General features: G+C 36.3%; 13 protein-coding genes. 10 read left to right on the plus strand and 3 right to left on the minus strand.

Going from position 1 to position 13,149, the window contains the following annotated elements:
* The 7 genes from nqrE (at position 1) to mnmA (ending at position 5,666) form a co-directional block, all read left to right on the plus strand.
* Positions 1-597 carry an NADH:ubiquinone reductase (Na(+)-transporting) subunit E gene (gene nqrE, locus QV06_RS08300; protein WP_065237734.1) on the plus strand — a complete coding sequence of 199 codons (597 nt, stop codon included), beginning with the start codon at positions 1-3 and terminating at the stop codon, positions 595-597.
* A gap of 13 nt (positions 598-610) precedes the next feature.
* Positions 611-1,834, plus strand: coding sequence for an NADH:ubiquinone reductase (Na(+)-transporting) subunit F (nqrF, locus tag QV06_RS08305; protein WP_065237735.1), 1,224 nt, complete (start codon positions 611-613; stop codon positions 1,832-1,834).
* A 21-nt stretch (positions 1,835-1,855) separates the two neighbouring features.
* Complete coding sequence (locus QV06_RS08310; RefSeq protein ID WP_065237736.1) at positions 1,856-2,911, plus strand: FAD:protein FMN transferase; 1,056 nt, start codon at positions 1,856-1,858, stop codon at positions 2,909-2,911.
* On the plus strand, positions 2,911-3,138 hold the full coding sequence (gene nqrM / locus QV06_RS08315; RefSeq protein ID WP_065234404.1) for a (Na+)-NQR maturation NqrM: 228 nt from the start codon (positions 2,911-2,913) through the stop codon (positions 3,136-3,138). Before QV06_RS08310 ends, nqrM begins: the two co-directional genes overlap by 1 nt.
* A gap of 76 nt (positions 3,139-3,214) precedes the next feature.
* Positions 3,215-3,577 (plus strand): WG repeat-containing protein, encoded by a 363-nt coding sequence (locus tag QV06_RS08320; protein ID WP_156542020.1) that lies wholly within the window; start codon positions 3,215-3,217, stop codon positions 3,575-3,577.
* Between the two features lies 1 nt (position 3,578).
* On the plus strand, positions 3,579-4,493 hold the full coding sequence (locus QV06_RS08325; protein WP_065237737.1) for a DMT family transporter: 915 nt from the start codon (positions 3,579-3,581) through the stop codon (positions 4,491-4,493).
* A gap of 15 nt (positions 4,494-4,508) precedes the next feature.
* Positions 4,509-5,666, plus strand: a complete 1,158-nt coding sequence (mnmA, locus tag QV06_RS08330; protein ID WP_065237738.1) for a tRNA 2-thiouridine(34) synthase MnmA — start codon at positions 4,509-4,511, stop codon at positions 5,664-5,666.
* A gap of 259 nt (positions 5,667-5,925) precedes the next feature.
* Here mnmA and QV06_RS08335 read toward each other — a convergent pair whose 3' ends face one another.
* Genes QV06_RS08335 through QV06_RS08345 form a run of 3 tightly spaced genes read right to left on the minus strand, consistent with a single transcriptional unit; the run spans position 5,926 to position 9,346 of the window.
* A complete protein-coding gene (locus tag QV06_RS08335) occupies positions 5,926-6,942 on the minus strand; it encodes a LacI family DNA-binding transcriptional regulator (RefSeq protein ID WP_065237739.1) in 1,017 nt (338 codons plus the stop codon).
* Complete coding sequence (locus QV06_RS08340; RefSeq protein ID WP_065237740.1) at positions 6,939-8,402, minus strand: glycoside hydrolase family 32 protein; 1,464 nt, start codon at positions 8,400-8,402, stop codon at positions 6,939-6,941. Before QV06_RS08340 ends, QV06_RS08335 begins: the two co-directional genes overlap by 4 nt.
* 20 nt (positions 8,403-8,422) lie before the next feature.
* Positions 8,423-9,346, minus strand: a complete 924-nt coding sequence (locus tag QV06_RS08345) for an aminoimidazole riboside kinase (RefSeq protein ID WP_065237741.1) — start codon at positions 9,344-9,346, stop codon at positions 8,423-8,425.
* A gap of 202 nt (positions 9,347-9,548) precedes the next feature.
* On the opposite strand from QV06_RS08345, the gene QV06_RS08350 reads away from it, so the two are divergent.
* The 3 genes from QV06_RS08350 (at position 9,549) to QV06_RS11545 (ending at position 12,911) form a co-directional block, all read left to right on the plus strand.
* Positions 9,549-10,973: a sucrose-specific PTS transporter subunit IIBC gene (locus QV06_RS08350; RefSeq protein ID WP_065237742.1), complete on the plus strand. Its 1,425-nt coding sequence runs from the start codon at positions 9,549-9,551 to the stop codon at positions 10,971-10,973.
* A gap of 331 nt (positions 10,974-11,304) precedes the next feature.
* Complete coding sequence (locus tag QV06_RS08355; RefSeq protein ID WP_065237743.1) at positions 11,305-12,819, plus strand: sodium-dependent transporter; 1,515 nt, start codon at positions 11,305-11,307, stop codon at positions 12,817-12,819.
* On the plus strand, positions 12,819-12,911 hold the full coding sequence (locus tag QV06_RS11545) for a methionine/alanine import family NSS transporter small subunit (RefSeq protein ID WP_082985075.1): 93 nt from the start codon (positions 12,819-12,821) through the stop codon (positions 12,909-12,911). The genes QV06_RS08355 and QV06_RS11545 overlap by 1 nt, the downstream gene beginning before the upstream one ends.
* The last annotated feature ends 238 nt before the right edge of the window (positions 12,912-13,149 follow it).

The following is a 13,149-nucleotide window of genomic DNA, read 5'->3' on the forward strand; positions in this document are numbered from 1 at the left end:
ATGGAACATTATTTAAGTTTATTTGTAAAATCCATATTTATTGAAAATATGGCACTTTCCTTCTTTTTAGGAATGTGTACTTTCTTAGCAGTGTCAAAAAAAGTATCGACTGCATTTGGTTTAGGAATTGCTGTTACAGTTGTATTAGGTATTTCTGTTCCTGTAAATAATGTTGTCTATAACTTGATTTTAAAAGATGGTGCATTAGTCGAAGGGATTGATTTAAGTTTCTTAAACTTTATTACCTTTATCGGCGTAATTGCCGCATTAGTGCAGATCTTGGAAATGGTGTTAGATAAATTCTTCCCAGCACTTTATAACGCATTAGGGATCTTCCTACCGTTAATTACTGTAAACTGTGCGATTTTCGGGGGCGTATCTTTCATGGTACAACGTGATTATAATTTCGGTGAATCCGTTGTTTATGGTATTGGTGCAGGTTTAGGTTGGATGCTTGCTATCGTTGCATTGGCAGGTATCACTGAGAAAATGAAATATTCTGATGTGCCAAAAGGATTGAAAGGTTTAGGTATTACTTTCATTTCAGTAGGCTTAATGGCACTTGGTTTCATGTCTTTCTCAGGCATCCAGTTGTAAAAGGGGATAAAGCATGGAAATTACATTAGGAATAGCGATGTTTACCGTCATTATTTTGGTATTGGCGGTATTGATCCTGTTTGCTAAATCAAAATTAGTTAATTCTGGTGATATCACTATCAGCATTAACAATGATCCTGAAAAAGCAATTACTTTACCAGCAGGTGGAAAATTGTTAGGTGCGTTAGCAAGTCAGGGTATTTTCGTTTCATCCGCTTGTGGAGGCGGTGGCTCTTGTGGTCAATGCCGCGTTAAAGTAAAAAGCGGTGGTGGTGATATTCTTCCAACAGAACTATCACACATCAATAAAAGAGAAGCAGCAGAAGGGTATCGTCTTTCTTGCCAAGTTAACGTTAAAAATAGTATGGATATTGAATTACCAGAAGAAATTTTTGGCGTGAAAAAATGGCAATGTACAGTTATCTCTAATGATAACAAAGCAACCTTCATTAAAGAATTGAAATTAGCCATTCCAGAAGGTGAAGAAGTACCATTCCGTGCTGGTGGTTATATTCAAATTGAAGCTGAGCCACATACAGTAAAATATAGTGACTTTGATATTCCTGAAGAATATCAAGAAGATTGGAAAAAATTTAATTTATTCCGTTATGTTTCTAAAGTGGATGAACCTATTGTTCGTGCATATTCAATGGCATCTTATCCTGAAGAAAAAGGGATTATTATGTTGAATGTGCGTATTGCAACACCACCACCAAGAAACCCAGATGTACCACCGGGTCAAATGTCATCTTATATTTGGTCATTAAAACCAGGTGATAAAGTAACAATTTCTGGTCCATTCGGTGAATTCTTTGCTAAAGATACTGATGCAGAAATGGTATTTATCGGTGGTGGTGCAGGTATGGCGCCAATGCGTTCACATATCTTTGACCAATTAAAACGTTTACACTCTAAACGTAAGATCTCTTTCTGGTATGGTGCGCGTTCAAAACGTGAAATGTTCTATGTTGAAGATTTCGATATGTTACAACGTGAAAATGACAACTTTGTATGGCACGTTGCGTTATCTGATCCTTTACCAGAAGATAATTGGGATGGTTACACTGGATTTATTCACAATGTACTTTATGAAAACTATCTGAAGAATCATGAAGCACCAGAAGATTGTGAATACTATATGTGTGGACCACCAGTGATGAATGCAGCAGTAATTAAGATGCTTAAGGATCTTGGTGTAGAAGACGAAAACATCTTGTTAGATGATTTCGGTGGTTGATAAATTAAACATTTATTAATTATGCTATTAAAAAAACTAACTCATTGGCTGGTCCTTGTAGGACTAGCCTTTTTTCTTGTAGCTTGTGGTAAACAAGCGGAAATTGTCACACTTTCTGGTAAGACAATGGGAACGACTTACCATATCAAATATATTGATCATGGTATTGATACAAGCCCAGAAATGGCGCATCAAAAAATTGATGATGTATTAAAAGAAGTCAATAATCAAATGTCGACTTATCAGAAAGATTCGGAATTAAGTCGTTTTAATCAAAGTAAAGAGATTAATAAACCATTTCCTGTATCAGCAGATTTTGCAGAAGTCGTTAAAGCTGCGATTGATTTGCATCAGAAGACAAATGGTGCATTAGATGTTACCGTCGGACCATTGGTCAATTTATGGGGATTCGGTCCAGAAAAACGTGCTGATAAAGAGCCTAGTGCGGAAGAGGTTGCAGCACGTAAAGTTTGGACAGGTATTGATAAATTAGCGGTAACTGAGGTAGATGGAAAACCTGTATTGGTGAAAAAAATTCCTGAATTGTATGTCGATCTTTCTTCCATTGCGAAAGGGTTCGGCGTTGATAAAGTAGCAGGTTATTTAGAAAGTATTGGTATTACTGATTACTTAGTTGAAATTGGCGGTGAGATCCATACTAAAGGGGTAAATGAAAAAGGGCAATCTTGGCAAATTGCGATTGAAAAACCTGAATTTGATGGTTCTCGTTCAGTGGAACAGATTGTAGGGCTAAGTAATTTATCAATGGCGACTTCTGGGGATTACCGTAATTATTTTGAAGAGAATGGTAAACGTTTTTCACATGAAATAGATCCAACAACAGGTTACCCAATTCAACATAATCTCGCTTCGATTACTGTTGTTGATCCAAGCTGTATGTTGGCAGACGGATATGCGACAGGATTATTTGTATTGGGTGCAGAAAAGGCATTAGCAGCCGCTGAAAAAGAAAATTTAGCGATCTATATGATCATCAAAACTGATAAAGGGTTTGAAACTAAAATGTCAACAGCGTTTGCTAAGTTAATGGACACCAAGAAAGAAGGAAGTAAGTGATGAAATTATTTGTAATTACCTTCGGATTTTTCGTTGTAGTAATTTTTGCTATGGCAATCGGATATATGATTAAACGCAAAACTATTAGTGGTAGTTGTGGAGGAATCTCTTCACTAGGATTGGAGAAAGTCTGTGATTGCCCAGAACCTTGTGATGCTCGTAAAGCGAGAATGGCAAAAGAAGCAGAACGCCAAGCAAAATTACAAGAATCAGGACGTATCCTATAAAATCTAAAACGAGGTACATTCATAGATCGATGTACCTCGAAATTGATACAAAGAAAATAGCAAGTAATCTTTTTATATGGCATTGAAAAAGCTTATTTTTTCTTTATCTATACTTTCCCTAGTTAGTTGTACAACTCAAACGTCATATCAACCTTATCAATTTGATAATGGTGATGATTATGTGCGAGATGGTATGTCTCGAGTGGTTGATCAGCAAGGACGTATTGGTTACGTTGATGCCAAGGGCGTTGTAAGAATTAAACCTCGATTTGTTTGTGCGTTCCCGTTTGAAAATGGTAAGGCCAAAGTCACTGATGAGGGGAAAATACAGTCCGTGGCGGGTTCCAATAATGAATACCATTATTGTGAAAGTCATCATTGGTATTATATTGACAAGTCTGGACGTAAACTACAGAGTGAAGAAGAAATAAGGGAATAGTATGGCTGGACAAAAAACACCGGTTATAGGGATTTTTCTTGCTTTATCAGCTGCTGCATTAAATGGCAGTATTGGTATTTTTAGTAAAGTCTTAATCAGTCACGGCTTAACCATTGAAGCCATTGCTTTTTTTAAAACATTTATCGCATTTGTTTTAATTACTCTTTTATTGTGGCGACAACCTCGGGTTGAACAACAACAGGCGATTCAACCAGGCTATACTTTGACAATAAAATTATGGTTACAAATTGCTTTTTGTGCATTGTTAGGTATTTTTGTCCTCTTCTTTTTTGAAACAACAGCATATCAATATGGTTTAGCAGCAAATATTATTGTGATCTTAATGGCTTCGGCAGCAGTATCCGCATTAGTAGGAGGATGGCTTCTATTAGCAGAACCAATTTATTGGGTGGAAATTATAGGAACATTGGTTGCTATTATTGGTATTTTTGTTATTTCATGGTCGGGTAATAGTGGGATATTAGCAGTCATTTATGCCGCATTAGCTGGGATAGGCTATGGATTATTTTCTGTTTTTATTAAGAAATTTCGCTTAGATGGCGGCTTACCATTAACAAAATTATTGATGTTATTTGGTACGATTTATTTAATCATTCCATTTTTGCAAAAATTACAGCCCATTGATTGGGATATCAATGTGGTAATGAATTTATTCGGATTGGCTATATTGCCAACTTTATTAGGATTTTATTGTATTACCAGTGCATTAGCTTGTTTGAGTGCAGCTAAAGTACAGGTTACAGGATTATCAGAGCCAATTTTTTCAATGTTATTGGCATGGCTCTTTTTGAATGAAACACCAACATGGCCTTTTTTCTTGGGAGCAGGATGTATTTTGTTGGGGATCATTTTGATTAATCAGTTATATAAAGTGTCGTCTGCAGGAAAAAATTAAAACAAAGGAAGAAAAATGACATTAATTTCAAAAACATTTACCAGTTTAATTATCGTTACACCTGAACAATTTGCGCAAAATCAGCAAAAGAAAGTGATTGTTGGTATGTCAGGTGGTGTCGATTCTTCTGTATCAGCCTATATTTTGCAGCAGCAAGGCTATCAGGTTGAAGGATTATTTATGAAGAATTGGGAAGAAGACGACGGTACAGAATATTGTTCAGCGGCAGCGGATCTCGCTGATGCGCAGGAAGTATGTGATCGTCTTGGTATCCACTTACATAAAATCAATTTTGCAGCAGAATATTGGGATAATGTATTTGAACATTTTTTACAAGAATATAAGGCGGGTCGCACACCGAATCCAGATATTTTGTGTAATAAAGAAATTAAGTTTAAAGCATTTCTAGAATATGCAGCGGAAGATCTTGGCGCAGATTATATTGCAACAGGGCATTATGTGCGTCGTCGTGGAGATGATAATAGCGCACAATTATTGCGTGGTTTAGATGGTAATAAAGATCAAAGTTATTTCTTATATACATTAAGTAGCCAACAAGTGGGGCAAAGCTTATTCCCGGTAGGGGAGTTAGAAAAATCAGTAGTGCGTCAGATAGCTGAAGAGTTAGGATTAGTGACAGCCAAGAAGAAAGATTCGACTGGAATTTGCTTTATTGGTGAGCGCAAATTTAAAGATTTCTTAGCTCGTTATTTACCAGCACAACCAGGCGATATTCGTACAGTAGATGGCGAAGTGATTGGACGTCATGATGGTTTGATGTATCACACATTAGGGCAACGGAAAGGCTTACGCATTGGCGGGTTAAAAAACGCAGGAGATGAAGCTTGGTATGTAGTGGATAAAGATCTTGAACATAATGAATTAATTGTGGCTCAAGGTCATGATCATCCTCGTTTATTTTCAGTAGGGTTAATTGCAAGTCAGTTACATTGGGTCAATCGTCAACCTTTAACACAAAGATTACGTTGCACAGTGAAAACACGCTATCGTCAGCAAGATGTGGCTTGTGAAATTATTCCGATTAATGATGATATGATTGAAGTGCGTTTTGATAAGCCACAAATGGCTGTTACACCAGGACAATCCGCCGTTTTTTATCTTGATGAAGTTTGTCTTGGTGGTGGTATTATTGAACAACAAATTCGGGGATAATTGAGTAGAAAAATCTTTAATTTTGCGTAAAGATTCAGACTACGAACAAGCCTAAATTTATTCACAAATATTCATAAATGTTTATTGAGTTCCCTCTCACACTTGCTTGAAAAGCTTATTGGATGCGGAATAGTCAGTGTGTGAGGGATTGTTTTATTTGTTTCATTCACCTTTTAGGGCGGAACCTAAATGATAATTAGAGAAAAATATTAAATAGACTTTATCATTCAGCGAGCTTTTCTTTTGCAATAAAAACACATTAACCCCGCCAAATAATCTTAGCTGGAATAATTTGATTACTCACTTTCTCACCTTTTAGCAGTGCTTGTAACATTAAAAAAAGCTGTTGAGCAATTTTCTGATGGTTTTGTTGGATAGAGTTAATTTTAAAAGGTAAACAATTTAATAATTCATAATCATCAAAGGTTGAAAGGTGCATTTTCCCCGTAGTGAGATGATCTAAGAGCTGGTGATCATTCAGAAAACGTAATACTCCCTCTAAGAGAGCATAAGATCCTGTAAACAGAGCTTGAGGTAAACGCCCTAATTTTTGATAAAGTTGTTCAATAGCTAAATAAGCGCTATCGGCATAATAGGAGGTTTGAATAATCCATTCTTGTTGTAACGGTAGCTCTGCTTGTTGTAATCCTTGTTTAAAGCCAGATAAACGTGCTGTACTTGGACGTAATTCCGCTTGCCCACCAAGATAATAGAATTCAGATAATGAATAACGTTTACAAAGCGTATTAATCAGCTCAATAACAGTACTTTCATCATCAGTCACAATATAAGGAGTATGGCTTTTTGTAGTACAGCGGTCGAGTTGGATTACGGGAACATTGATATTTAAAGCTCGATAGTGAGCAGCATTAACTTTAATTGGTGTAGTGATTAAAAGATCAATTTGTCGATCAAGTAAACGTTCAATGGCAATTGCTTCTTGTTGTACATTTTCATCTGAACAAGCAATGATAAGTTGTAATCCGTTATCACGGCAGAGTCTTTCCAATGTTTTTGTGGTAGCTGCAAACCCTAAGTTAGAAAAGTCAGGAATGACTAAACCGATAGTATTACTCCGTTGAGCCTGTAATGCACGAGCAACACTATTCGCTTTGTAGTGATGTTTTTTAGCGATAGCAAGAATTTTTTCTTGTGTTTCTGGTTTAATGCGGAAGTTATCGCCTCTGCCATTTAATACCATACTTACAGTTGTTTTTGAAACACCCGTTAACTGTGCAATATCAGCAATAGTTAAACGTTTTGTGCTTATGTTCATAACGTATCCTTGTCAAAACAAATTGGTAAGACGTTTCCTATTGTAATGGTCATTGGCTGTTTAACGGAAAGAATATTTTGTTTATTTTCGATAAAAAAGCGAGATGTCATTGTTTTTTCACCTTGATTAAAGAAAATTTCGATAATCGAGTGATCGATAAAAATCTCCACTTGTTGTAACTGTTCGATTTGGCAATAACGTTGTTGCCCGAATTTCAGCATACTTTCTGTTTGTTCAGTATGGCTGCGATCAAGACAAAATAGACCATTTTGATAAGTTAAACTGAGATATTGCTGCTTGTCATTACTAAATAATTGTAATGAAAAATCGTGTTGCACATTAAAACGTAAATAACTTTGGGCTAGAGTAGGGACCTCAATTTGGCTTTGAATGTGATAATCCTGTAATTGGTCTAATTGTTGATACACTTGTTCAATCGGACGTTGATAGAGTTGATTGTTTTGCAACCAGAGTTGACGAGGAAGTGTTAGCATTGAATGCCATTGATAACGATCAGTTGGATATTGTAAATCGGGTAATCCACACCAACCAAGCAGTATGGTTGTTTCGCTTGTATTTACACCAGAAAAGGTTTGTGGCGCATAAAAATCAAATCCTTGGTCTAATTCTGCAAATTGTTCTACTTGCAATTGGCGATTGTGTAGATGACCAATTACATAAGTCGCATGATAGTTATTTTGAAATTGATATTGTTGCTGTTTTTTGCCTTGTGGTGACCAGATAAAGAGATCTTTATTACCCAATTTACTCAAATCTGGACATTCCCACATAAAAATATCTTGGTTATCAAATGGAGATAATGACAGTTCACCTAACAGGTGTGGTGTATCATCTAAATTAGCCATTTCAAAGAGTAAGGCTGTACCTGATAGATCTTGTCGTTGTGCTCCTAAGATAAAACGAATTGTTCCTTCTGGGGTAATAAAGGGTTTGGGATCTCGGCAATGTTCGGTATAACCAGTAGGGGCAGAAGTCAGTAAGGGACGTTTCACCAACAATTTGCCGTCACGGTTAAAAATCGCAATATTTTGGAAAGGAATCCGCTGATTGTCTTCGGATCGGCGAGTGTTTCCTGTATAAAAAACGACAATTTTATCTTGGTAGTTAATGGTACCACCAGAGTAACAGCCGTGTGATTCAAATAATTCATCAGGAATTAAAGGATCGGCTTGCTCAAAATGGTGGAAATCTTGGGTACGATAATGACGCCAATGTTTCATCCCATGTAAAGGGCCAAAGGGATACCATTGATAAAAAATATGGTAATAACTGCCATCAAAAATCAAACCATTAGGATCATTTAACAGACCTGTTGGTGGTGCAAGATGATAATGTGGTCGATGATCAGTATCTGTAGCAACTTGTGCAGCAAGTTGGGTTAGTTCATCAGGTTTAGCTGTATGAATACTGCGATATTTACCTTGGTTAAAAATAATCATCTTGCCCTCCGAATAATGGATTATGCTAAAAGTTGTTGTAGTTGCTGGTAAGTGGGTAATGCTGACATAGCCCCTTTTGCTGTGGTAGCCAAACCACCACAAATATTTGCTTGAATAATCGCTTGTTCTAATACTTGTGCATTTTGCCATTGATCATATTGTGCTAAACCTTGCAACATTCCGCCAACAAAAGCATCTCCTGCACCTGTGGTATCTACAACTTTGACTTTATTACCTGCAATACTACCACTGATTTGTTGGTAAAAATAAATAGCGCCAGCCTCTCCTAATGTAACTAAGATTAATTTGTTTGGGTATTGTTGGCGTGTTAGATTAATTGCTTGTTCTAAATCAGATAACCCGCTTAATAAACAGATCTCTTCTTCAGAAAATTTAATTACATCAGCAACCTCAATCATATTATTGACTTCCTTAATCATTGTATCTTGATCGACCCATAAGCTAGGACGCAAATTAGGATCAAAAGAAACGAAGCCACCAGCTTGTTTTATGCGTTGAGCAGCTTGTTGGGTTGTAGAGCGAGATGGCTGATGAATTAAAGCAATAGAACAAAAATGTAACCATTGACCTGCCTGAAAAGTAGGTAGATCTTGAGGTTGTAAAAATTGATCAGCACTTGGATTCACCATAAAAGTAAAGGTTCTTTCACCATAATGATCAAGATCTACGATCACAGTTGAAGTGCGATGTTCTGGATCAAGGTACATATAAGTCGTATCTACTTTTTCTGTCGATAATGTTTGACGTAAGAAGCGACCTAAAGGATCATTACCTACTCGCCCAATGAAGCCACTTTCGCCCGATAAACGAGAGATAGCGACTGCCACATTGGCAGGCGCACCGCCGGGACAGCGTAAATAATGTTGTTCACCATCAGGTAATAAATCCACAACTGCGTCGCCCAAAACCCATACTTTATTCATTGTTTAATTCCTCTGCTTTTTTTGATGGTAAAATTTTAGCTAAACCGTTTTAGTTCAGCAATTTTATTTATAAATTTTCCTTAAAAAATGTTATCTGGATCACAAATCTGACATATTCTTGGCTGACTAGATAGATTTTACTAAAACGTTTTAGCTATAATCCGCGTTGTTGATAACTTAACCACCTACTAGGAGAAAACCAATGGATTTTCCAAAAATTGCAAATCAGCTCATTGAGAAGTTGGGCGGTAAAGAAAATATTAGTGGCGTAGCACATTGTTCTACCAGATTACGTCTAGTATTAAAGGACGAAAATAAAGCAGATAAAGAAGGAATTGAACAGATTGAAGGCGTAAAAGGGCAGTTTGCTGTCGCTGGTCAATATCAAATTATTTTTGGTGCAGGTACAGTAAATAAAGTACATGATGCTATGACCGAAATTTTAGGTTTAGGCGATATGACAAAAAGTGATGTTGCTAACTTAGGTGCAGAAAAACAAAATGTATTACAACGATTAGTAAAAGGATTAGCAGATATTTTTGTGCCAATTATTCCGGCAATTGTAGCTGGTGGTTTGTTAATGGGGTTAGCAAATGTGTTTACTGCACAAGGGTTGTTTATTGATGGTAAATCTTTAATTGAAGCTTACCCAAATCTAACTGATTTAGCGGCAATGATTAATACTTTTGCTAATGCTCCATTTGTTTACTTACCGATTTTATTAGCCTTTTCGGCGAGCAGGAAGTTTGGTGGCAATCCATTTTTAGGTGCAGCATTAGGAATGTTGATGGTACACCCTGATTTACTAAATGGATGGGGATTTAGTGCAGCAAGCTTATCTGGCAATATTCCTTATTGGGATATTCTCGGTTTCCATATTGAAAAAGTAGGATATCAAGGTTCTGTATTACCGGTATTAGCCGCAACTTGGATCTTGGCAAAATTAGAAAATACTTTCCGTAAGATTATCCCATCAGTATTAGATAATTTATTGACGCCATTACTCGCATTATTTATTACTGGAATTCTGACTTTCACTTTTGTTGGACCAATTACCCATAAGCTTGGTTTCTTAATTGGGGATGCGTTAACTTGGTTGTATGACACAACTGGTTTTATTGGCGGTGCAATTTTCGGAGCACTTTATGCGCCAATTGTTATCACTGGGATGCATCAAACTTTTATTGCCATTGAAACACAATTATTAGCAGATATGGCACATACTGGCGGTACTTTTATTTTCCCGATTGCGGCAATGTCTAATGTAGCACAAGGTGCGGCTTGTTTAGGGGTATTGTTCTTAATTCGTGATACTAAAGTAAAAGGTATTGCATTACCATCTGGAATTAGTGCGTTATTAGGTATTACTGAACCAGCGATGTTTGGGGTAAATTTAAAATACCGTTATCCATTTATTGCAGCAATGAGTGGTTCTGGTGTTTCTAGTGCATTTATTGCATTCTTTCATGCTAAAGCACAAGCGTTAGGTGCTGCAGGATTACCGGGAATTATCTCAATTAAACCAGATAGCATTGCCGTTTATTGCATTGGTATGTTGATTTCATTCGTGGTGACATTTGCGATTACCTTATTGCTAGGCTTAAGAGCAAAAAGAAAAAGCAACTAATCATCAAATAAATTGAGAATAATAAGATTAAGGCTGGTATTTCCAGCCTTAATTTTTATCAGAAAAGTGAAAAATTTTTTCTTAAGATTTTATCTGGTTTTTTATTCTAAAAATTTTGTTAAAAAATAGGAGAAAAAGCTATTTTTGTGTGATTTTAAGAAAATCTCTCTAAAAATAAAGAAATTTACTAGTTTTATTGTTGGCAAAAAAGTGAACATAGTCTGAATTTTTTCATTTATTTCAAATAAATAGCGTTTGACTATTAAGATTATTTAATTATATTAAGTTACTCTAAATAATATAATGATAAAGTCCAATATAGGAGGGCTAAATGAGTAATGAAGTGAAAAACACAGCACGAGAAACTTTTTCGGGGCGTAGAGCATTTATTTTAGCAGCTATTGGTTCTGCCGTAGGGCTTGGTAATATCTGGCGTTTCCCTTATACCGCATATGAAAATGGGGGCGGTGCATTTATTGTTCCTTACATTATTGCGTTATTAACTGCGGGTATCCCACTATTATTCTTAGATTATGCAATTGGGCATAGACATCGCGGATCTGCACCTTTGGCATTCAGACGTTTACATAAAAATTTTGAGATTTTTGGCTGGTGGCAAGTATTAGTCAACGTCATTATCGGTATCTATTATGCGGTTGTTCTTGGCTGGGCAGCATCTTACACATATTTCTCAATAAATGGTGAATGGGGTGATAAACCTATTGATTTCTTTGTGGGTGAATTCCTTAAAATGGGCGATATTGCACAAGGGGTAAGTTTTGATTTTGTTGGTATGGTTGTTGGGCCGTTAATTGCCGTATGGTTAGTGGCATTAGGTGTACTCGCATTAGGAGTACAAAAAGGGATTGCGAAATCATCAAGTATTTTAATGCCATTATTAGTTGTTATGTTCGTTATCCTTGTTATTTCAGCCTTGTTCTTACCAGGTGCAAGTAAGGGCTTAGACGCGCTATTTACACCAAATTGGGAGAAATTATCTGATCCTAGTGTATGGATTGCGGCATATGGACAAATTTTCTTCTCCTTGTCTATCTGTTTCGGGATTATGATTACCTATGCTTCTTATTTGAAGAAAGATTCAGATTTAACAGGATCTGGATTAGTTGTTGGTTTTGCGAATAGTAGTTTTGAATTATTAGCCGGGATTGGCGTATTTGCTGCATTAGGTTTTATAGCAGCATCAAGCGGACAACAAGTTCATGAAGTTGCAAAAGGCGGGATTGGTTTAGCATTCTTTGCTTTCCCAACTATTATCAATAATGCGCCATTTGGTCCAGTACTTGGTGTATTGTTCTTTGGTTCACTTACATTTGCAGCATTAACCTCTTTCATCTCTGTTATTGAAGTAATTATTGCTTCAGTTCAAGACAAATTGAAATTTGGTCGTGTGCCTTCAACTTTTATTGTGGGTATTCCAATGATGTTCTTGTCTGTGGTGTTATTTGGAACAACAACAGGATTACCAATGTTGGATGTGATGGATAAATTCGTAAACTACTTTGGTATTGTGGCGGTAGCGTTCTGTTCATTGGTTATCATTGTTTCCCACGAACAACTTGGTTTATTAGGAAATCACATCAATAAGACATCATCATTCAAAATTGGGTTTGTTTGGCGTTTATGTATTGTTATTACTACAGGTATTCTTGCATTTATGTTGTTTAGTGAAGGCGCTAAAGTATTCCGTGAAGGTTATGAAGGATATCCAAACTGGTTTGTTAATACCTTTGGTTGGGGAATGGCATTTGGTTTAGTGGTTGTGGCTTTCTTACTAACACACTTACCTTGGAAAAATGAAGAGAAATTTGTTGTGGAGGAAGACTAATGAGTACAATTGCAATTATTATGATGGTTATCGCACTGGCGATTATTTGGGGTGGATTATTAGTTTCGATTAAACGCTTACCAAAAGAATAAATTTTGAGTGCTTAAAAAGCTGCAGGGTCATATAGTTTGATGTTATTACATTAAGTATATGGTCCTTATTTTATGAGGGTAAAATTGATGGATTGTTGTAAAAAACAACAGTTGATAAAAAAATTCAAAAAAAAGCAAAAAAGCACTTGCAAGGAGTTTTTAAATCACTATAATGCACCTCCGCAACGACGCTGCAGTGTGAAGTGAAAAAGAAAGCGTCGTTTTTTGTTCTTTAACA

This window comes from Gallibacterium genomosp. 3 (genome assembly GCF_001678475.1).
Taxonomy (GTDB): Bacteria; Pseudomonadota; Gammaproteobacteria; order Enterobacterales; family Pasteurellaceae; genus Gallibacterium; species Gallibacterium faecale.